General features: G+C 66.9%; 17 protein-coding genes and 3 pseudogenes. 10 read left to right on the top strand and 10 right to left on the bottom strand.

Translation table 11 applies throughout. The features are described 5' to 3' along the window. Nucleotides 1–234, top strand: a pseudogene (locus A5652_RS03275) (short chain dehydrogenase); the annotation flags it as partial. A 48-nt stretch (nucleotides 235–282) separates the two neighbouring features. Here the strand turns inward: A5652_RS03275 and A5652_RS03270 are convergent. Then, nucleotides 283–1,164: a 3-oxoacyl-ACP reductase gene (locus A5652_RS03270; protein WP_156745127.1), complete on the bottom strand. Its 882-nt coding sequence runs from the start codon at nucleotides 1,162–1,164 to the stop codon at nucleotides 283–285. Nucleotides 1,165–1,209: 45 nt separating this feature from the next. Next, complete coding sequence (locus A5652_RS03265; protein ID WP_064951960.1) at nucleotides 1,210–1,401, bottom strand: ferredoxin; 192 nt, start codon at nucleotides 1,399–1,401, stop codon at nucleotides 1,210–1,212. A 212-nt stretch (nucleotides 1,402–1,613) separates the two neighbouring features. Between A5652_RS03265 and A5652_RS03260 the strand changes: the two genes are divergently transcribed. From A5652_RS03260 to A5652_RS03245, 4 genes are all read left to right on the top strand, one after another. Beyond that, nucleotides 1,614–2,795 carry an acyl-CoA dehydrogenase gene (locus A5652_RS03260; RefSeq protein WP_067346586.1) on the top strand — a complete coding sequence of 394 codons (1,182 nt, stop codon included), beginning with the start codon at nucleotides 1,614–1,616 and terminating at the stop codon, nucleotides 2,793–2,795. A gap of 39 nt (nucleotides 2,796–2,834) precedes the next feature. Next, entirely contained in the window at nucleotides 2,835–3,956 is a 1,122-nt protein-coding gene (locus tag A5652_RS03255; RefSeq protein ID WP_067346583.1) for an acyl-CoA dehydrogenase family protein, read from the top strand. A gap of 5 nt (nucleotides 3,957–3,961) precedes the next feature. Next, entirely contained in the window at nucleotides 3,962–5,473 is a 1,512-nt protein-coding gene (fadD17, locus tag A5652_RS03250) for a long-chain-fatty-acid--CoA ligase FadD17 (protein WP_067346581.1), read from the top strand. A gap of 79 nt (nucleotides 5,474–5,552) precedes the next feature. After that, nucleotides 5,553–6,266, top strand: coding sequence for a hypothetical protein (locus tag A5652_RS03245; RefSeq protein ID WP_067346579.1), 714 nt, complete (start codon nucleotides 5,553–5,555; stop codon nucleotides 6,264–6,266). Here the strand turns inward: A5652_RS03245 and A5652_RS03240 are convergent. The 4 genes from A5652_RS03240 to A5652_RS03225 form a co-directional block, all read right to left on the bottom strand. Further along, nucleotides 6,252–7,802 (bottom strand): acetolactate synthase large subunit, encoded by a 1,551-nt coding sequence (locus A5652_RS03240; RefSeq protein ID WP_067346577.1) that lies wholly within the window; start codon nucleotides 7,800–7,802, stop codon nucleotides 6,252–6,254. The genes A5652_RS03245 and A5652_RS03240 overlap by 15 nt on opposite strands. Then, complete coding sequence (locus A5652_RS03235) at nucleotides 7,799–8,626, bottom strand: amidohydrolase family protein (RefSeq protein ID WP_067346575.1); 828 nt, start codon at nucleotides 8,624–8,626, stop codon at nucleotides 7,799–7,801. The genes A5652_RS03240 and A5652_RS03235 overlap by 4 nt, the downstream gene beginning before the upstream one ends. A gap of 96 nt (nucleotides 8,627–8,722) precedes the next feature. Continuing rightward, nucleotides 8,723–9,490: a fructosamine kinase family protein gene (locus A5652_RS03230; RefSeq protein WP_067346572.1), complete on the bottom strand. Its 768-nt coding sequence runs from the start codon at nucleotides 9,488–9,490 to the stop codon at nucleotides 8,723–8,725. A 28-nt stretch (nucleotides 9,491–9,518) separates the two neighbouring features. Continuing rightward, complete coding sequence (locus A5652_RS03225; RefSeq protein ID WP_067346570.1) at nucleotides 9,519–11,171, bottom strand: acyl-CoA synthetase; 1,653 nt, start codon at nucleotides 11,169–11,171, stop codon at nucleotides 9,519–9,521. Nucleotides 11,172–11,241: 70 nt separating this feature from the next. On the opposite strand from A5652_RS03225, the gene A5652_RS03220 reads away from it, so the two are divergent. After that, the gene (locus tag A5652_RS03220; RefSeq protein WP_197513727.1) at nucleotides 11,242–12,069 is read left to right on the top strand and encodes a crotonase/enoyl-CoA hydratase family protein; all 828 of its coding nucleotides are present in this window, start codon (nucleotides 11,242–11,244) and stop codon (nucleotides 12,067–12,069) included. Between the two features lie 165 nt (nucleotides 12,070–12,234). Beyond that, a complete protein-coding gene (locus A5652_RS03215) occupies nucleotides 12,235–13,074 on the top strand; it encodes a DUF559 domain-containing protein (protein WP_067346567.1) in 840 nt (279 codons plus the stop codon). A 57-nt stretch (nucleotides 13,075–13,131) separates the two neighbouring features. Here A5652_RS03215 and A5652_RS03210 read toward each other — a convergent pair whose 3' ends face one another. The 3 genes from A5652_RS03210 to A5652_RS03200 all read right to left on the bottom strand — a co-directional run bounded on the left by A5652_RS03210 (nucleotide 13,132) and on the right by A5652_RS03200 (nucleotide 16,175). Then, nucleotides 13,132–14,355: a cytochrome P450 gene (locus tag A5652_RS03210; RefSeq protein WP_067346565.1), complete on the bottom strand. Its 1,224-nt coding sequence runs from the start codon at nucleotides 14,353–14,355 to the stop codon at nucleotides 13,132–13,134. Then, the gene (locus tag A5652_RS03205) at nucleotides 14,352–15,068 is read right to left on the bottom strand and encodes an acetoacetate decarboxylase family protein (RefSeq protein WP_067346563.1); all 717 of its coding nucleotides are present in this window, start codon (nucleotides 15,066–15,068) and stop codon (nucleotides 14,352–14,354) included. The genes A5652_RS03210 and A5652_RS03205 overlap by 4 nt, the downstream gene beginning before the upstream one ends. A gap of 75 nt (nucleotides 15,069–15,143) precedes the next feature. Next, a complete protein-coding gene (locus A5652_RS03200; RefSeq protein ID WP_067346561.1) occupies nucleotides 15,144–16,175 on the bottom strand; it encodes an LLM class F420-dependent oxidoreductase in 1,032 nt (343 codons plus the stop codon). A gap of 66 nt (nucleotides 16,176–16,241) precedes the next feature. On the opposite strand from A5652_RS03200, the gene A5652_RS03195 reads away from it, so the two are divergent. From A5652_RS03195 to A5652_RS03185, 3 genes and pseudogenes are all read left to right on the top strand, one after another. Continuing rightward, nucleotides 16,242–17,237, top strand: a complete 996-nt coding sequence (locus A5652_RS03195) for a Zn-ribbon domain-containing OB-fold protein (RefSeq protein ID WP_197513724.1) — start codon at nucleotides 16,242–16,244, stop codon at nucleotides 17,235–17,237. Nucleotides 17,238–17,252: 15 nt separating this feature from the next. Further along, nucleotides 17,253–18,317: a thiolase domain-containing protein gene (locus tag A5652_RS03190; RefSeq protein ID WP_067346556.1), complete on the top strand. Its 1,065-nt coding sequence runs from the start codon at nucleotides 17,253–17,255 to the stop codon at nucleotides 18,315–18,317. Next, a pseudogene (locus tag A5652_RS03185) lies at nucleotides 18,317–19,246 on the top strand (thiolase domain-containing protein); the annotation flags it as partial. The gene A5652_RS03190 and the pseudogene A5652_RS03185, both read left to right, overlap by 1 nt. On the opposite strand, the pseudogene A5652_RS26375 reads toward A5652_RS03185, so the two are convergent. Further along, nucleotides 19,241–19,433, bottom strand: a pseudogene (locus A5652_RS26375) (thiolase domain-containing protein); the annotation flags it as partial. The pseudogenes A5652_RS03185 and A5652_RS26375 overlap by 6 nt on opposite strands.

Here is a 19,433-nt window from a genome sequence, read left to right as displayed (position 1 = left end):
GTGGTCAATCTGGTGAAGTTCCTCTCGTCCCCGGCGGCCGCCGAGGTGAACGGTCAGGTGTTCATCGTCTACGGTCCACAGGTGACATTGGTGGCCGCGCCAACCGCGGAGCGCAAATTCGTGGCCGACGGCGCCGCTTGGGAACCCGGGCAGCTCAGTTCGACACTGCAGGATTACTTTGCTGGCCGTGATCCTGAGCACAATTTCTCGGCTGGCGCGCTGATGGAGCAATAGCCGCCGAAAACATGGTTAATCGGGCGAAATCGCCAGGTAGAACGTGTGTCAGTTTGACACCTGCCAAGTGCTTCTGACCTGGCAAATTAACAGTTCAGATACGGAAGTGCTGTTCATTGACATGGCGAACTTGTTCTGAGTTAATATGATCCGGCTCACACCGAGCCTCATGGGACCGTAGACGATGAACACCTGACCGTTCACCTCGGCGGCCGCCGGGGACGAGAGGAACTTCACCAGATTGACCACGTGCTCCGGTGACAACGGGTCGACGCCGCCCGCTTCCACCTCCGGGGCGTCGCCGAAGACGTCAGCCGTCATCGCGGTGCGCGCGCGGGGGCAGATGGCGTTGGCGCATACGCCGTAGCGGCCCAGCGCCCGTGCGGCCGTCAGAGTTAGCGAAATGATGCCTGCCTTGGCGGCGCCGTAGTTCGCCTGCCCGACCGGCCCAACGAGGCCGGCCTCCGAAGCGGTGTTGACGATGCGCCCGAAAATCTGGCCGCCGGCGTCCTTGGCCTTGGAACGCCAGTAGGTCGCCGCGTTGCGGGTCAGCAGGAAGTGACCGCGCAGGTGCACGGCGATGACGAGATCCCACTCCTCATCGGACATGTTGAACAGCATCCGGTCGCGCGTGATCCCGGCGTTGTTGATCACGATGTCGAGGCCCCCCAGCGAGTCGGCCTGAGCAACCAATTCGTCGGCGGTGGCGCGCTCGCTGATGTCACCGGCCACGGCGACGGCCTTCGAACCGGCGGAGTTGATTTCGTCGATGACGTCGGAGGCATCCAGCGCCGCGGCGATGTCGTTGACGACGACGGTTGCGCCCTGGCGTGCCAGGCCGAGCGCCTCGGCGCGTCCCAGGCCCGCGGCCGCACCGGTCACCACCGCGACCTTTCCGGACAGATCGGTCGCGTTCGTGCTGCTAGTCAATTTATGAATACCTCTAGTTTCGGGTTACGCGCTCTGGGCTTTCGATTAATCGCCGCGCAGAAGTGCCGCGCGGGGGCATTCGGCGATCGCCTGCTCGGCCAGTTGCTCCTGATCGGCGGGAATCGGGTCGAGCTTCACCACCGCATAGTCCTCGTCGTCCAGGTCGAAGATATCTGGCGCAATTCCCAAGCACACCGCGTTACCTTCGCACCGGTCACGGTCCACGATCACCCGCACAGCACCCTCCTTGAACCTGGCCTTCACCGCGAGCCTCGCCCCATCGGTATGTAGATCCACCATAGGACCCTGACACCTCTGGGGAAACGGTCGCTGGATTCCCAGACTAGAACGTGTTACAACCGGGGAGGCGAACGGGTAGCCGTTGGTCGAGCTGCAGCCTGTGACGAGGCTTGTTACTCCGAACGTCGTTAACTTCAAGGACGGCCGAAATGCGTATCAGTTACACCCCGGAACAAGAGGAGCTGCGTCGCGAGCTGCGGTCGTACTTCACCGAGCTGATGACCCCCGAGCGCCGAGAGGCGCTGACCTCGTCCGGGGGCGGCGAGGTCGGGACCGGCACCGCGTACCGCGACACCGTCGCGCAGATGGGCAAGGACGGGTGGCTCACCCTGAACTGGCCGAAGGAGTACGGCGGCCAGGACCGCTCCCCGATGGACTCGCTGATCTTCACCGACGAGGCCGCCATCGCCGGCGTGCCGGTGCCGTTCCTGACCATCAACAGCGTGGCGCCGACCATCATGGCGTTCGGCACCGAGGAACAGAAGAAGTTCTTCCTGCCCAAGATCGCCGCCGGCGAACTGCACTTCTCCATCGGCTACTCCGAGCCCGGCGCCGGGACCGACCTGGCCAACCTGCGCACCACCGCCGTGCGCGACGGTGACGACTACGTCATCAACGGCCAGAAGATGTGGACCAGCCTGATCGCCTATGCGGACTGGGTGTGGCTGGCGGTGCGCACCAACCCGGAGGCCAAGAAGCACCGCGGCATTTCGATGCTGACTGTGCCGACGACCGCCGAGGGCTTCTCCTGGACGCCGGTGCACACCATGGCCGGCGTGGACACCAGCGCCACCTATTACTCCGACGTGCGGGTACCGGTGACCAACCTGGTCGGCGAGGAGAACGGCGGCTGGAAACTGGTGACCAACCAGCTCAACCACGAGCGGGTCGCGCTCGTCTCGCCGCAACCGATCTTTTTGGCCCTGCGCGAGGTCCGCGAATGGGCGCAGAACACCAAGGACGCCGGCGGCGCCCGGCTGATCGACTCCGAGTGGGTGCAGATCAACCTGGCCCGCGTGCACGCCAAAGCCGAAGTGCTCAAGCTGATCAACTGGGAACTGGCCTCGGCGGCAAGTGAAGCCCTGTCGCCCGCCGACGCGTCGGCGGCCAAGGTGTACGGCACCGAGCTGGCCACCGAGGCCTATCGGCTGCTGATGGAGGTGCTCGGCACCGCCGCGACGGTGCGCCAGAATTCGCCCGGCTCGAAGCTGTCAGGCCGGGTCGAGCGGATGCACCGGGCCTGCCTGATCCTGACCTTCGGCGGCGGCACCAACGAGGTGCAGCGCGACATCATCGGCATGGTCGCCCTCGGTCTGCCTAGAAACCGTTAAGCACCGCTGAGCCGCTACGTAATAGAAGGACGGACGTTCATGGATTTCACCACAACCGAGGCGGCCAACGACCTGGGCAACCTGGTCGACACCATCGTGGACTCGGTTTGCACTCCCGAACACCAGCGCGAGCTCGACCGGCGAGATCTGGGGGCACCTCTCGCTTGCGGGGGACGGTTCGACCGCGACCTGTGGCGAAAGCTGATCGACGCCGGGATCCTGTCCAGCGCGTCGGCCTCATCGCTGGGCGGCGACGGCTTCGGGGCGCTTGAGCAGATTGCGATCCTGGTCGCGCTGGGACGCCAGCTGGCGGCGGTGCCTTACCTGGAGTCGGTGGTGCTGGGCGCGGGAGCGCTCGCCCGGTTCGGCTCCGAAGAGCTGCAACAGAGCTGGGGCGTGCCCGCGGTCAACGGCGAGAAGACGCTGGCCGTCGCCCTCGACGGCGAGATGGGCGAGGGTCCCGTGCAGGCGGTCGGCGCCGGCGCCGGTTACCGGCTGACGGGAACCCGCACCCAGGTCGGCTTCGGCCCGGTGGCCGACGCGTTCCTGGTTCCCGCCGAAACCGAGTCCGGCACCGCGGTTTTCCTGGTCGCCGCCGACGATCCGGGCGTCACGGTGACCGCGCTGGAAACCACCGGCCTGGGCAGCGTCGGGCATCTCGCGCTGGATGGCACCCAGGTGGACGAGAGCCGCAAGGTCGGCGGCGCCGAGGTCGTGACGTGGCTCGGCACGCTGGGCACCTTGGGCCGCAGCGCCTTCCAGCTCGGGGTGCTCGAGCGGGGCCTGCAGATGACGGCCGAATACGCGCGCGAGCGCGAGCAGTTCGACCGCCCGATCGGCAGCTTCCAGGCGGTGTCGCAGCGACTGGCCGACGGCTACATCGACGTCAAGGGGCTGCGGCTCACGCTCACCCAGGCGGCCTGGCGAGTCTCGGAGGACATCCCAGCCGAGATCGATGTCGCCAGCGCGGCGTTCTGGGCGGCGGACGCCGGTCACCGGGTGGCGCACACCATCGTCCACGTGCACGGCGGCGTCGGCGTCGACACCGATCACCCCGCACACCGCTACTTCCTGGCCGCCAAGGAGATCGAGTTCGCCCTGGGCGGCGCCACCGGCCAGCTGCGCCGGATCGGCCGGGAGCTGGCCGAGACGCCCGCTTAGGCGCAATGGAACTCACCGACGACCTGACGGTCACCAAGCTGCTGGCGCCGCTGACCGAGATCGACGATCGGGGTATTTACTTCGAGGACGCGTTCACCAGCTGGCGCGATCACCTGCGGCACGGTGCCGCGATTGCCGCGACGCTGCGCGCGCGGCTCGACCCCGGCCGGCCGCCGCATGTCGGTGTGCTGCTGGAGAACACTCCGTTCTTCTCGGCGATGCTGGTGGCGGCGGGAATGTCGGGGATCGTGCCGGTCGGGCTCAACCCGGTGCGCCGCGGCGACGCGCTGCGGCGCGACATCGCCCGCGCCGATTGCCAATTGGTGCTGGCCGACTCGAAATCGTCTGAGACGCTGGGCGACATCGAGCACCTGAACGCGGACTCGCCCGAGTGGGCCGACGAAATCGCGGGACAACGCGATGCGCAGGTCTCGTTTCAGGCGGCCTCGCCGGCGGATCTCTTCATGTTGATCTTCACGTCGGGCACCAGCGGCGAGCCGAAGGCGGTCAAGTGCAGCCACGGCAAGGTAGCGATCGCGGGCGTGACGATGACGCAGCGTTTCGGCCTCGGCAGCGACGACGTCTGCTACGTGTCGATGCCGCTGTTTCACTCCAACGCGGTGCTGGTCGGCTGGGTGGTGGCGGCAGCCTGCCGGGGCTCAATAGCGTTGCGGCGCAGGTTTTCCGCTTCGAACTTCATCGGCGATGTGCGTCGCTACGGTGCCACCTACGCGAATTACGTGGGCAAGCCGCTGTCGTATGTGCTCGCCACGCCCGAGCGGCCCGACGATGCCGACAATCCGCTGCGCGCGGTCTACGGCAACGAGGGTGTACCCGATGACATCGAGCGCTTCGGGCGCCGGTTCGGGTGTGTCGTGCAGGACGGGTTCGGCTCCACCGAGGGCGGCGTGGCCATCGCGCGCACACCCGATACGCCGGCCGGTTCACTGGGCCCGCTTCCCGAGGGCATCGACATCATCGATCCCGACAGCGGCTCCTCATGCCCGCCGGGTGTGGTCGGTGAACTGGTCAACACCGCTGGACCCGGGCGTTTCGAGGGCTACTACAACGACGTCACGGCCGAGGCCGAGCGGATGGCCGGAGGGGTGTACCACAGCGGTGACCTGGCCTACCGCGACGACGCCGGCTACGCGTACTTCGCTGGGCGCCTGGGTGATTGGATGCGCGTCGACGGTGAGAACCTCGGCGCGGCTCCGATCGAGCGGGTGTTGCTGCGCCACCCCGACGTCACCGAGGCCGCGGTATACCCGGTGCCGGACCCGGTAGTCGGCGACCAGGTGATGGCCGCCTTGGTGCTGGCGCCGGGCACCGAGTTCGAGGACGAGAAGTTCCGTGCTTTCCTGGCCGAGCAAACTGACCTGGGGCCCAAACAATGGCCGTCGTACGTGCGGATCAGCGCCGAACTCCCGCGGACTGTGACCTTCAAGGTGCTGAAGCGGCAGCTGGCCGCTCAGGGTGTGGACTGCGGCGACCCGGTGTGGAAGATCCGTCGTTGACTTGCCGGCGGAGCCAGTAAACTCAGCGCTTGATGAAAATCCGCGAAGTGGTCGCCGGCTGGGCCGTGGAAACTCGGGCATGACCGCGCGGCCTCTCGAACTCGCGCTGGAAGCGAGCTTCGAACAGCTTTCCGCCGCGGTACCGGCGAATGTCGGCGTCGCAATCGCGCGCCCGGACAGAACATTCTCGCTGGGCAGCTGGTGGTCGGGCGTGGCGTGGTCGACGATCAAGGTGCCTCTGGCGATAGCGGCGCTGCGCAACGATTGGCTGGGCGCCCGCGATCTGGCCGTCAAAGCCATCACCGAATCCGACAATCGCGCATCCGAGCAGTTGTGGTCGCAATTGGGGGAGCCGATGGACGCCGCGCGGCGGGTTCAGGTCGTGGTGGCCGAAGGCGGCGACACCGCGACCGTGGTCGAATCGCGACGGCTTCGCCGTGGGTTCACGGCTTTCGGCCAAACCGACTGGAGCCTGCAGCGGCAGGCGCGGTTCGCCGCGGAACTGTCGACCATCCCGGACGCCGTCGAAGTGATCGACCTGATGCACCGCCTGGTCGCCGGCGATCAGTGGGGGCTGGCCGCGAAAGGCCTTGCCGCGAAGGGTGGTTGGGGGCCGGGAGTACACGGCGGGTACCTGGTCCGCCAGTTCGGCATCGTTCCCACCCCATCCGGCCAGTGGGGCGTGGCACTCGCCGCGGACGCGGACGACGGCGCTTTCGAGACGGGCGTCGACGTGGTCAATACGATGTCGGACTGGCTGCTGAGCCGGCTGCCGACGCTAGCCCGTTATTGAGGGCACCACGGCGTCGATCAAATGCGGCCCGGGTTCGGCGAATGCTGCGCGCAGCGCGTCGGCCAGTTCCTCGGCGGTGGTGACGCGCCGGGCGGGTACCCCCATGCCCTGGCTGATCTTCACGAAATCCATTGTGGGCTCTGACAAATCGAGCAGGGCGAGCGCTTGGGGCCCTGGGGTTGACCCGGCGCCGACGCGTTGCAGCTCGATCCGGAGGATGTCGTAGGCGCTGTTGTTGTACAGCACGGTGGTCACATTGAGATTCTCGCGGGCCTGGGTCCACAGTCCCGAAATCGTGTACATCGCCGAGCCATCGGATTCCAAACACAGCACCGGGCGATGCGGGGCGGCCACCGCGGCGCCGACCGCCGCCGGGATGCCGTAGCCGATCGCCCCGCCGGTCAGCGTCAGCCAGTCGTGCGCCGGCGCCCCGGCGGTCGCCCCCGCGAGCAACACGCCCGAGGTGTTCGACTCGTCGACCACGATCGCGGCTTCGGGCAACAGCGCCCCGATCACGTCGGCGGCCGATGCGGAGGTCAGCGCGCCCGTCGGCAGCTGGGGACGCGATGCGGGCGCCACCGGCGCGTCGGTGTCGGGTGCCAGCTGGTCGGCCAGCGCGATCAAAGCGTCTGCGGCCCCGCTGTATTCGGCGAGCACATGCACCTCGCAGCCGGCCGGAACCAGATCGCTGGGCATGTGGGGGTAGGCGAAGAACGACACCGGCGACTTGGCGCCGGCCAGCACCAGATGCTTGGCGCCGTTCAATTGAGCGGTGGCGGCCTCGGCGAAATACGCGAGCCGGTCGACCGCGGGGACGCCGGCGCCGCGCTCCAGCCTGGTCGGAAAGGTTTCGCACAGCACGCGGGCACCCGTCGCCGCCGCTATCCGGGTGGCCGCCGCCAGCCCGGCATGGCGGGTGGCATCGCCGCCCACCATGATCACGGTGGGCTCGCCGGAGCGAAGCACCTCGAGCACCTCGGGCGCCAGCAGCGGATCGGCGCCCGTCGGTTGAGCCTCCATGTTGGAGAACAGCTGGGCCCCGTCGGACCACGAGACATCGGCGGGCAGGATCAGCGTCGAGATCTGCGAACCCCACCGGCTGGCCGCGATCCCCTCGACCGCGTCGGCGGAAACCTGGGAGGCGTCGCTGGTCCGGCGCACCCAACCCGAGACGGTGCCGGCGAGCGCGTCGATGTCGGATTCCAGTGGGGCGTCGTACTTTTTGTGATACGTGGCGTGGTCGCCGACGACCACCACCATCGGCACCCGCGCGCGACGCGCGTTGTGCAGGTTGGCCAGGCCGTTGCCCAGCCCGGGACCCAGGTGCAGCAGCACCGCGGCCGGGCGATCGGCGATGCGCGCATAGCCGTCGGCCGCGCCTGTGGCGACCCCCTCGAACAACGCCAGCACGCCGCGCATGCGCGGGACAGCGTCCAGTGCGGCGACGAAGTGCATCTCCGACGTGCCCGGGTTGGCGAAACACACGTCGACACCGCCGTCGACCAGGGTGTTGATCAGGGCCTGGGCGCCGTTCACTTCATTGCCTCCAGTCCGAAAACTCGTTCGGCGTTGCCGCGCAGGAAATCTTGGCGGGCCTCGTCGGACAGCCCGAGTTCGTCCAGTCCCGCCAACGCGTGCTCGTGGGTGATCATCGGGTAATTGGTGCCGAACAACACTTTTCGTTGCCCGGTACCGGTCTTCATGAATCGGACGAGTTCGTCCGGCAACCGCTTGATCGTGTACGCCGAGGTGTCGATGTAGACGTTCTCGTGCTTGCGGGCCACCGCGACCATCTCCTCGGTCCAGGGGTAGCCGACGTGGCCGCAGACGATAACCAGCTCCGGGAAATCGAGTGCCACCTGGTCGATGTAGGGAATCGGCCGGCCGGTCTCCGACGGGCGCAACGGGCCGGTATGACCGACCTGGGTACAGAACGGCACCCCGGATTCGACGCACTGGGCGAACAGCGGATAGTAGCGGCGGTCGGTCGGCGGGGCGTTCCACAACCACGGCACCACCCGCAGGCCGACGAACCCGCCGTCGGCTATCCGGCGCCGCAGCTCTCGGACGGCTTCCATCGGACGGTCCAGATCGACGGCGGCCAATCCGGCGAGCCGGCCAGGATGCGCGGCAATCCATTGCGCCACCTCGTCGTTGGATACCAGGTCCTCTTTACCCGGGCCGCGCCAGGCGCTGAGCACACCTAATTCCACGCCGGCGGCGTCCATCGACGCCAGGGTCGCCTCGATCGGGAGGTCGGTGTCGGGGATCTTCCCGCCCGTCCACCGCCGCAGGGATGCGAGCATGTCGCTGCGCAGAAACCGCGCGGTCGGATGCTGCATCCAGACATCGATCGCCATGCGATTGGACTCTAGCCCGCCGACGATGCGCGCGGCGGAGCGGCGGGGGAGGAGGCGGGCAATCAGCTCTAGCCCGACCCCGGCGGCGCGCCGAGGTCAGATGGTCAGCGCCGCGCGGGCGCAGGCGTGCGTCTGCCGCGCGTACCCGCCGCCGAACAACACGACGTGCGCCAGCAGCGGAAAGAGTTGGTGCAGTCCCGTGCGGTCGCGCCAGCCGGCCCGGAGCGGTCGCACCCGCTGGTAGGCGTCGATGACGGCGTCGTAGTGCGGACAGCCGAACAGCGCCAGCATCGCCAGGTCGGTCTCGCGGTGGCCGGCGTGTGCGGCCGGGTCGATGAGCACCACACCGGCGGGCGTCCACATCACGTTCCCGCTCCACAGGTCGCCGTGCAGCCGGGCCGGCCGGTCGTCGTCGTCGAAATCGCCCGCACGGCAACGTGCCGCGACGGAGTCGACGGCGTCGCGCGCGCCGGCATCGAGCCGCGGGCCCGCGAGGTCGGCCATCGGACCCAGCCGTTCCTCGGCGTAGAACTCCCCCCAGCCCTGGTGCCGGCGCAGCGACATCGGCAAGGGCTGCGACAGCGGTCCGAAAAAGCCCGGACCGTCCCAGCCGTCCGGCCCGGCGCCGAACGCAGGGGCGCCCGCGTCGTGCGTGACGGCCAGCCGGCCGCCGAACGTGCGCGCGGCCTCGGGGGTCGGGCTGACGGATTGAAGGCGCCGCAAGGTCAGGCTCGCGTCGTCGACGGCCACGACCTGCGCGCACGGCACAGCACCTTCGGGCGCCGAAAGCCATTGCAGCCCTGCGGCTTCCCAGGCGAAGAAACCGGCGGGCGCGCCGGCCCGGTGCTTGACGAAGTCGGTCACACCGCGCGGGCCTAGCGCTGCAAACGCGTCATGCGGTGGCGTGGGCGGCGTGTACGTCGTCGGCCGGGCGAGCTTCGGTCTGCTCCTTGGCCCAGCGATAGTCTGGTTTGCCCGCTGGCGACCGCTTGACCTCGTCGACCAGCCACAGGCTGCGCGGCACCTTGTAGCCCGCGATTTCGGAGCGCACGAAGCTGTCCAGGTCCGACAGGGCGGGACGGGCACCGGGCCGGGGCTGTACGACGGCGGCGACGTGCTGCCCGTACCGGGGGTCGGGCACGCCGACCACGAGGGCGTCGAAGACGTCGGGGTGGCCCTTGAGCGCGGCCTCGACCTCCTCGGGGTAGATCTTCTCGCCGCCGCTGTTGATCGACACCGAGCCGCGGCCCAGCATCGTGACGGTGCCGTCCTCCTCGACCGTCGCCCAGTCGCCGGGGATGGCGTACCGCACGCCGTTGAAGGTCTTGAACGTCTCGGCGGTCTTCTTCTCGTCCTTGTAGTAACCGACGGGGATGTTGCCCTTCTTGGCGATGAAGCCGCGCACACCGGAGCCGGGCTTGACCTCGTTGCCCTGCTCGTCGAGGACGACGGTGCGGTGGTCGATCGTCACGCGCGGACCACCGGCATGCGGCGCATCCTTGGCCACGATGCTGGTGCCGCCGAACCCTGTCTCCGAAGATCCGATGGAGTCGGTGATGACCCGGTTGGGCAGCAACTCGAGGAACTTCTCCTTGATGCTCGGCGAGAACAGCGCCGCGGTGGAGGCGAGCAGGAACAGCGACGACAGGTCGTACTTGTTGCCCTCGTCCTGGTGGGCCAGCAGCGCGTCGAGTAGCGGTCGCGCCATCGCGTCGCCGGTGAAGAACAGCAGATTCACCTTGTGCTCATGGATCGTGCGCCACACCTCGTCGGCGTTGAATTCCGGTGCCAGCACGGTGGTTTGGCCCGAGAAGATGGACATCCAGGTGGCCGACTGCGTGGCGCCGTGGATCATCGGCGGAATGGGGTGGCGGACCATCGGCGGGTTGGCGGCGGCTGCCTTGGCCAGGTCGTATTCGTCCTTGACGAATTCGCCTGTGGCGAAGTCGGTTCCGCCGAACAGCACCCGGTAGATGTCCTCGTGGCGCCACATCACGCCCTTCGGGAAGCCGGTGGTGCCGCCGGTGTAGAGCAGGTAGATGTCGTCGGCGCTGCGCTCACCGAAGTCGCGCTCGGGTGAGCTCTGCGCGATCGCCGAGTAGAACTCGACGCCGCCGTAGCGGCCAAAGTCGTTGTCGCTGCCGTCCTCGACGACCAGGATCGTCTTGACGTTGGGCGTATCGGGCAACACGTTGGCCACCCGGTCGGAGTACTGGCGCTCGTGCACCAGCGCGACCATGTCGGAGTTCTCGAACAGGTAGCGCAGCTCGCCCTCGACGTAGCGGTAGTTGATGTTCACCAGGATGGCGCCCGCTTTGACGATGCCGAGCATCGCGATGACGATCTCGATGCGGTTGCGGCAATACAGTCCGACCTTGTCGTCCTTTTTCACCCCCTGCTCCAGCAGGTAGTGGGCCAGGCGGTTGGCCTTCTCCTCCAGCTGGGCATAGGTCAGCTTCTCGTCGCCGCAGATCAGGGCGACACGGTCGGGCACAGCGTCGATGGCGTGCTCTGCAAGGTCGGCAATATTCAAGGCCACGGCCACCAAATTAGAACGTGTTACATTTCGAGGCAAGCTCGTGCCCATTGTCGAGGGAAAGGCGGTAGCCGTGACCGTGGAGAATGCCGGAACCGCAGCAAACACTGAGAACGGGGAAACCGGACCCGACGCGCTGGTGGAACAGCGTGGTCACACCCTCATCGTGACCATGAACCGGCCCCACCGCCGCAACGCTTTGAGCACCGAAATGATGGAAATCATGGTCCAGGCCTGGGACCGCGTCGACAACGACGACGACATCCGCGTCTGCATCCTGACCGGCGCCGGTGGCTACTTCTGCGCGGGCATGGACCTCAAGGCGGCAACCCAGAAGCCGCCGGGTGAGTCGTTCAAGGACGGCAGCTACGACCCGTCGCGAATCGATGCCTTGTTGAAAGGCCGCAGGCTGAAGAAGCCGCTGATCGCCGCGGTCGAAGGACCGGCCATCGCCGGAGGAACCGAGATCCTGCAGGGGACCGACATCCGGGTCGCCGGCGAGAGCGCAAAATTCGGCATCTCCGAGGCCAAGTGGAGCCTGTATCCGATGGGCGGGTCCGCGGTCCGCCTGGTGCGCCAGATTCCCTACACCGTGGCGTGCGACCTGCTGCTGACCGGACGGCACATCACCGCCGCCGAGGCCAAGGATATGGGCCTGATCGGCCACGTCGTGCCCGACGGCCAGGCGCTGACCAAGGCGCTCGAGATCGCAGAGGTCATCGAGAACAACGGCCCTCTGGCCGTGCAGGCCATCCTCAAGACGATCCGCGAGACCGAGGGGATGCACGAGGAAGAGGCGTTCAAGCCCGACACCGCCAACGGCATCCCGGTGTTCCTCTCCGAGGACTCCAAGGAAGGCCCCCGGGCGTTCGCCGAGAAGCGCAAGCCCAACTTCAAAAACCGCTAGGCGTTCTTCCGTCGAGCGGCGGCCGCCCTCTTCCGCCGAGCGCCCCCACCTCGCCGAGCGGCTTCCCTCTTCGCCGAGCGTGAACTCAGGGCGGTTTTTCGGCCGATTTTTCGCCCTCATGTCACACTCGGCGACGTTGTCGGTCCTTCGCGCCACACTCCTTGCGTGCGCGAACCCTTCATCGGTAGCGAGGCGCTCGCAACCGGCACCCTGACCCGATACCGGTTGCGCAGCCGATTCGTCGCGCTGCACCCCGACGTCTACATAGCTCCCGGCACGGAATTGACCGCCACAACGCGCGCGTGCGCGGCATGGCTGTGGTCGCGCCGTCATGGCATCGTCGCCGGGCGCTCCGCCTCGGCGCTGCACGGTGCCAAATGGGTGGACCATCGGGCACCCGCGCAATTGTTCTACCAACACCGTCGTCCCCCGGCGGGCATCAACACCTGGTCGGACTCCCTGGCGGACAACGAAATCCGGTTGATCGGCGACATACCCACGACCTCGCCGGCGCGTACTGCGTTCGATATCGCTTGCCGAAACCCCGTTCGCACAGCGGTAGCGGCTCTCGACGCGCTTGCCCGGGCGACGAAACCCGACCTCGCCGAAGTGGAGTCGCTCGCCGGACGCTACAAGGGCCATCGAAATGTTCGCCGTGCGCGGCGCGCTCTGACCCTGGTTGACGCGGGCGCGGAGTCACCTCGCGAGACGTGGTTGCGATTGCTGCTCATCGATGCCGGCTATCCACGCCCCGACACGCAAATTCCCGTCTACGGCGAATTCGGCGAGCTCGTTGCCGTCCTCGACATGGGTTGGGAAGAAATCAAAGTCGCGGTCGAGTACGACGGTGATCATCACCGTAGCGATCGAAGGCAATTCAACAAGGACATTCGGCGTGCGGAGTCCCTCGCAGAGCTGGGGTGGACTGTTGTCCGCGTGACGGCCGAAGACACTCCAGGTGGCATCCTCGCTCGCGTCGCCGCGGCATGGGCACGCCGAACGTGAACTCAGGGCGAGAAATCGGCCGAAAACTCGCCGTGAGTGCACGCTCGGCGCAGAGCCTCAGCTCAGCAGCGGGGCGCTGGGGGTGAACACCACCGGCATCGCTTCCAGCCCGCTGACGAAGTTGGCCGGCCGCAGCGGCAGGGTCGAGTCGTCGTCGGCCAGCCGGAGATCCGGCAGCCGCTTGAGTACCCGCTCGGTCATCATCGACAACTCCAGGCGGGCCAGCTGGTTCCCCAGGCAAAAGTGCGTGCCGAAGCCGAAAGCCATGTGGCTGTTCGGGTTACGGCGGATGTTGAAGTTGTCCGGCTCGTCGAACACCGACTCGTCGAAGTTGCCCGACTCGAACAGCAGCATGATCTTTTCGCCCTCACGCAGTGAGGTGCCGTGGAATTCGGTGTCGGCGGTCAGGGTTCGGCACATGTTCTTCACCGGCGATGTCCAGCGCAGCATCTCCTCGATGGCCCCGGGAAGCAGCGACGGGTCCCGCACCAGGGCATCCCACTGGTCGCGGTGGCGCACCAGTTGCTCTGTCCCCCCGCTCAAGGTGTGCCTCGTGGTTTCGTCGCCGCCGATGAGGATGAGCAGTGTCTCCATGACGATCTCGTCGTCGGACATCCGCTGACCCTCCACCTCGGCATTCACCAAAATGGAGAACAGGTCGTCGTTGGGCTGGGCCCGCCGCTTGGCGATGATGGCAAGGGTGAATTCGGTGTACGCGGCGAATGCGGCCATCACCGCCTGGGCTGTGTCCGACTCGGGGTCGATGTGCGAGCTCAGCCCGCAGACCAGGTCGTCGGACCATTTCAACAGCATGCCCCGTTCCTGGGGCAGCACGCCGAGCATGTCGCCGATCACCGCCATCGGCAGCGGGGCGGCGATGTCGCGAACGAAGTCGCATTCGCCGCGCTCACACACCGCGTCGATCAGGGCGTCACACAACTTGGCGATGGACGGTTCCTTCTCCTTCACCCGCTTGCGGGTGAAACCGGCGTTGACCAGCTTGCGCCGCAACAGATGTGCGGGATCGTCCATGTCGATCATGTAGGGCATACCCGGCTGCTCGGGACGGATGCCGCCGGTGCTGGAGAACAGTTCAGGATTGCGTTCGGCGTCGAGAATGGCTTGGTAAGTGGTGGCACCGGCCAGTCCATTGCAATCACGAAACACCGGCTGGTTGGCCCGCATCCAGCGATAGGCCTCCCGCGAGGTGCGACGGTCGGCGTAAAAATTGCCGTCGGTCAGGTCGATGTCCGAGATTGCTTCCGGGATGGTCGAAGTCATGAAATCTCCTGTGCGTCGCCGAATGTCATCTGTACGTGGTCAGCAGAACTGGACAGCATCGCGCGCTTCGGAAGGCCCAGCGACGCCAACTCTTTCGCATAGGGGTGGTCGCCGAGCCGGACGCGTACCCCGCCGAATCTGGTGCGCACGCCGTCCAGCGTGGATTCGAAGGCGGTTTCCCAGGTGACACCGTCGCGGTGCGAGTAACTCCGCTGCGCTTGCGTGCGCGGGGTGAGCCGAAATGGCAGTCCGCGGCCGAATTCCATGCCGACCACCAATTGCCCGTCGACTGTGCAGTCGAAGCCGAACCGACGGCCTTCCCGAACGGTGAAGTCCGCCATGACTTTCGGGTAACCCCAGATCTTCGTTCCAGCTTCCAGCGTGAACGCCTGGTCGACGGGCAGGTGGTGGATGAAGGCGCCCGCCGACTGCAGGGCTCGTGGCCCACTCGCCGTCGACCCGGGCGGATTGACCATCACGGTGGTGCCGAATTCGTTGTACTGGTCCAGGTCGCCGTCGATGTACTGCATCAACATCAGGACCACGATCGCCCGGCCTGGCAGGTAACGGCAGACCTGCAGGCCGCTGTAGTCGATCATCTGCTGCGCGGCGTCCGCGTCGACAGAGAACATCGCCATGTGCTGGGTCGCCTTGCGGATCTGCACCGGCATGGTGAGCACCCTGCCCGCGATGGTGTGCTGCGAAGCTGTCATCCGGACAATCTAGAACGCGTTCTAAGTCTCTCGCAAGAACATTAGAACGTGTTCTAGTTTGTTGCGTCCGGGGTATCAGATCAGGGTCGCCAGCTCGCGGACCTGCTCTGTACTGCGGCCGGACACCACCATCATGGTGACGCCGGCGGCCTCCCAGGCCGTGATCTGCTTACGCACGTAGTCGACGTCGCCGACGATCGCGGCGTCATCGATCACCTCATCGGGGATGATTTCCGCGGCCTTGTCCTTCTGGTTGCTGCGGAACAGCTTCGTCACGTCGTCGACCACCTCGGCGTAGCCCATCCGGCGGTAGACGTCGGCGTGGAAGTTGGTGTCCTCGGCACCCATGCCGCCCATGTAGAGCGCGATGTAGGGCTTCATGGCCGCGAACGCGGCGCTGCGGTCGTCGGTGATGACGATGTTGGCCGTCGCGCAGATCTCGAAGTCCTCCCGGCTGCGACGTGCGCCCGCGCGGCCGAATCCCTCGTCCAGCCACTCGTTGTAGGTGTCGGCCATGCGCGGCGTGTAGAAGATCGGCAGCCAGCCGTCGCAGATCTCGGCGGCCAGCGCGACGTTCTTCGGCCCCTCGGCGCCCAACATGATCGGGATGTCAGCCCGCAGCGGATGGGTGATGGGCTTGAGCGGCTTGCCCAGACCCGTTGCGCGCTCACCGGTCAGCGGCAGCGGGTAGTGCGGGCCGGCGCTGGTAACCGGCGCCTCCCGCGCCCACACCTGCCGGATGATGTCGATGTATTCACGGGTGCGGGCCAGCGGCTTGGGGAACGACTGGCCGTACCAGCCCTCGACCACCTGCGGACCGGAGACACCGAGGCCGAGGACGTGGCGCCCGCCGGACAGATGGTCAAGCGTCAAGGCGGCCATCGCGCAGGCCGTCGGGGTGCGGGCGGACAGCTGGACCACCGAGGTGCCCAGCCGCACCCGGGACGTCGACGAACCCAGCCAGGCCAGCGGTGTGTAGGCATCCGAACCCCACGCCTCGGCGGTGAAGACGGCGTCGTATCCGGCATCCTCGGCCGCGGCGACCAGGTCACCGTGGTTCTCCGGCGGCTGAGCGCCCCAATATCCAAGCTGCAGTCCCAGCTTCATCGTCTTCGCCTTCCGGTAGCAGACCCGATGTTGAATCCGTTCTTAGAACCTGTTCTACTCGATGGCGTGACAGCCAGCTCGAGTAGCCCGCCCCTGATGGATCACCCTGAGCCACCGCTCGCCGCGCCACTGACGTTGTCCTTCGACTACACCCGTTCGGTCGGCCCCACGCTGGGCAAGTTCTTCACCGCACTTCGCGACCGCCACGTTCTGGGTGTGCGCGGATCGGATGGCCGGGTGCACGTGCCGCCGGCGGAATATGACCCGGTCACCTATGAGCCGCTGGGCGAGATGGTACCGGTGTCCAGTGTGGGCACCGTGGTCTCGTGGACCTGGCAGCCCGAGCCGATCGAGGGCCAGCCGCTGGACCGGCCGTTCGCCTGGGCGCTGATCAAGCTCGACGGCGCCGACACCCCGCTGATCCACGCGGTGGACGCGGGCGAGCCGGCGGCCATCAAGACCGGCGCCCGGGTGCATGTGCACTGGGTCGACGAGCCGGTGGGCGCCATCACCGACATCGCGTATTTCGCGCTCGGCGAGGAAGCCGAGACGGTGACGGAGCAGTCGGACGGCGACAAAGACCCGGTGACCATGATCGTCACCCCCGTCTCGCTGACCATCCAGCACAGCGCTTCGCACGAGGAGAGCGCCTACCTGCGGGCCATCGCGCAGGGCAAGCTGCTCGGCGCGAAGACGGGCGAGAACGGCAAGGTCTACTTCCCGCCGCACGGCGCCGACCCGGCCACCGGCCAGCCGACGACCGAGTTCGTGGAGCTGCCGGACAAGGGCACCGTCACGACGTTCGCGATCATCAACATCCCGTTCCAGGGTCAGCGCATCAAGCCCCCCTACGTGGCGGCCTACGTGCTGCTCGACGGTTCCGATATCCCGTTTCTGCATCTGGTCGCCGACATCGACGCCCACCAGGTGCGGATGGGCATGCGCGTCGAGGCGGTGTGGAAACCCCGCGAGGAGTGGGGATTTGGTATCGACAACATCGAGTACTTCCGGCCGACCGGGGAACCCGACGCCGACTACGACACCTACAAGCACCACCTGTAAAGGGCCTACCTGCACATGAGCGCTCGCAACGTTGCGGTAGTGGGCTTTGCCCACGCACCACACGTCCGCCGCACCGACGGCACCACCAACGGTGTCGAAATGTTGATCCCGTGCTTCGCCCAGCTGTACGAGGAGCTGGGCATCAGCAGGACCGACATCGGCTTCTGGTGCTCCGGATCATCCGATTACCTTGCCGGACGGGCATTTTCGTTCATCTCGGCGATCGACTCGATCGGCGCAGTGCCGCCGATCAACGAATCGCACGTCGAGATGGACGCGGCCTGGGCACTTTACGAGGCCTACATCAAAATCCTGACCGGCGAGGTCGACACCGCGCTGGTGTACGGCTTCGGCAAATCCTCGGCGGGCATCCTGCGTCAAATCCTGACGCGCCAGACCGACCCCTACACCGTCGCGCCGTTGTGGCCCGATTCGATCTCGATGGCCGGTCTGCAGGCGCGCATCGGGCTCGACACCGGCAAGTGGACCGAGGAGCAGATGGCGCGCGTGGCCTTCGACTCCTTCGCCAACGCGCGCCGGGTGGACAACGTGGAGGGGTCGATCAGCGTGGCCGAGTTGCTCGAGCGGCCGTTCTTCGCCGATCCGCTGCGGCGTCACGACATCGCTCCGATCACCGACGGCGCCGCGGCGATCGTGCTGGCGGCCGGCGACCGGGCGCGCGAGCTGCGCGAAAACCCGGCCTATATCACCGGAATCGAGCACCGCATCGAAACCCCGTCGCTGGGCGCGCGTGACCTCACCGAATCCCCGTCGACCAAGGCCGCCGCCCACGTCGCCACCGGCGGCCGGACCGACAACCTGGACGTGGCCGAGATCTGCGCGCCGTTCACCCACCAGCACCTGATCGTCGAGGAAGCCATCCGGATACCGGGGCCGACCAAGGTCAACCCGTCCGGCGGTGCGCTGGCGGCCAATCCCATGTTCGTCGCCGGTCTCGAACGGATCGGCTTTGCGGCACAACACATCTGGAACGGTTCGGCTGAGCGGGTGCTGGCGCACGCCACCAGCGGGCCTGCGCTACAACAGAACCTGGTCGCGGTGATGGAAGGAAAGAACTGATGGCCGGTGCAGGGCCAAACGTTGCTGCGGTACTAGGGACCGGACAAACGAAGTACGTCGCCAAGCGCCAAGACGTTTCGATGAACGGCCTGGTGCGCGAGGCGATCGATCGGGCGCTGGCCGACTCCGGCAGCACTTTCGACGACATCGACGCCGTCGTGGTCGGCAAGGCGCCGGACTTCTTCGAGGGCGTCATGATGCCCGAGCTGTTCATGGCCGACGCGATGGGCGCCACGGGTAAGCCGCTGATCCGAGTGCACACGGCCGGATCGGTCGGCGGTTCCACCGGCGTGGTGGCCGCCAGCCTGGTCCAATCCGGCAAGTACCGGCGCGTGCTCGCGATGGCCTGGGAGAAGCAGTCCGAATCAAATGCCATGTGGGCGTTGTCGATTCCCATCCCCTTCATCAAGCCGGTGGGCGCAGGCGCGGGCGGCTACTTCGCCCCGCACGTGCGCTCGTACATCCGCCGGTCCGGCGCGCCGACGAACATCGGCGCCATTGTCGCGGTCAAGGACCGGCTCAACGGCGCCAAGAACCCGCTGGCGCATCTGCACCAACCCGACATCACCGTCGAGAAGGTCATGGCCTCGCCGATGCTGTGGGATCCGATCCGTTACGACGAGACCTGCCCGTCCTCCGACGGTGCCGCCGCCGTTGTGATCGGCAACGAGGAGGCCGCCGAAGCCCGCCTGGCGCAAGGACACCCGGTGGCCTGGATTCACGCCACCGCGTTGCGCACCGAGCCGCTGCAATTCGCCGGACGCGACCAGGTCAGCCCGCAGGCCGGCCGTGACGCGGCCGCGGCGCTGTGGAAGGCCGCCGGCATCGAGAGCCCGATCGACGAGATCGACGCCGCGGAGATCTACGTCCCGTTCTCCTGGTTCGAACCGATGTGGTTGGAAAACCTAGGGTTTGCCGCCGAAGGCGAAGCGAATCAGGCCGGAGGCGCCGATCGGGTTCGACGACAGCACGCCGCCCGACGGATTCACCGGCAGCCGACCGCCGATCTTGGTTTCGCCGGCTTCGGTGAGTTTCCAGCCTTCGCCTTCGGCGGCAAACCCTAGGTTTTCCAACCACATCGGTTCGAACCAGGAGAACGGGACGTAGATCTCCGCG

The sequence above is a fragment of the Mycobacterium sp. 1165178.9 genome, assembly GCF_001673555.1.
Taxonomy (GTDB): domain Bacteria; phylum Actinomycetota; class Actinomycetes; order Mycobacteriales; family Mycobacteriaceae; genus Mycobacterium.
This window is presented reverse-complemented; position numbering and strand designations above follow the sequence as displayed.

Coding starts and splice junctions, on each gene's coding strand:
- A5652_RS03245 (WP_067346579.1), top strand. CDS start 5,553: ATGACCGCGCGGCCTCTCGAACTCGCGCTGGAAGCGAGCTTCGAACAG.
- A5652_RS03255 (WP_067346583.1), top strand. CDS start 2,835: ATGGATTTCACCACAACCGAGGCGGCCAACGACCTGGGCAACCTGGTC.
- fadD17 (WP_067346581.1), top strand. CDS start 3,962: ATGGAACTCACCGACGACCTGACGGTCACCAAGCTGCTGGCGCCGCTG.
- A5652_RS03200 (WP_067346561.1), bottom strand. CDS start 16,175: ATGAAGCTGGGACTGCAGCTTGGATATTGGGGCGCTCAGCCGCCGGAG.
- A5652_RS03235 (WP_067346575.1), bottom strand. CDS start 8,626: ATGGCGATCGATGTCTGGATGCAGCATCCGACCGCGCGGTTTCTGCGC.
- A5652_RS03190 (WP_067346556.1), top strand. CDS start 17,253: ATGAGCGCTCGCAACGTTGCGGTAGTGGGCTTTGCCCACGCACCACAC.
- A5652_RS03260 (WP_067346586.1), top strand. CDS start 1,614: ATGCGTATCAGTTACACCCCGGAACAAGAGGAGCTGCGTCGCGAGCTG.
- A5652_RS03210 (WP_067346565.1), bottom strand. CDS start 14,355: ATGACTTCGACCATCCCGGAAGCAATCTCGGACATCGACCTGACCGAC.
- A5652_RS03205 (WP_067346563.1), bottom strand. CDS start 15,068: ATGACAGCTTCGCAGCACACCATCGCGGGCAGGGTGCTCACCATGCCG.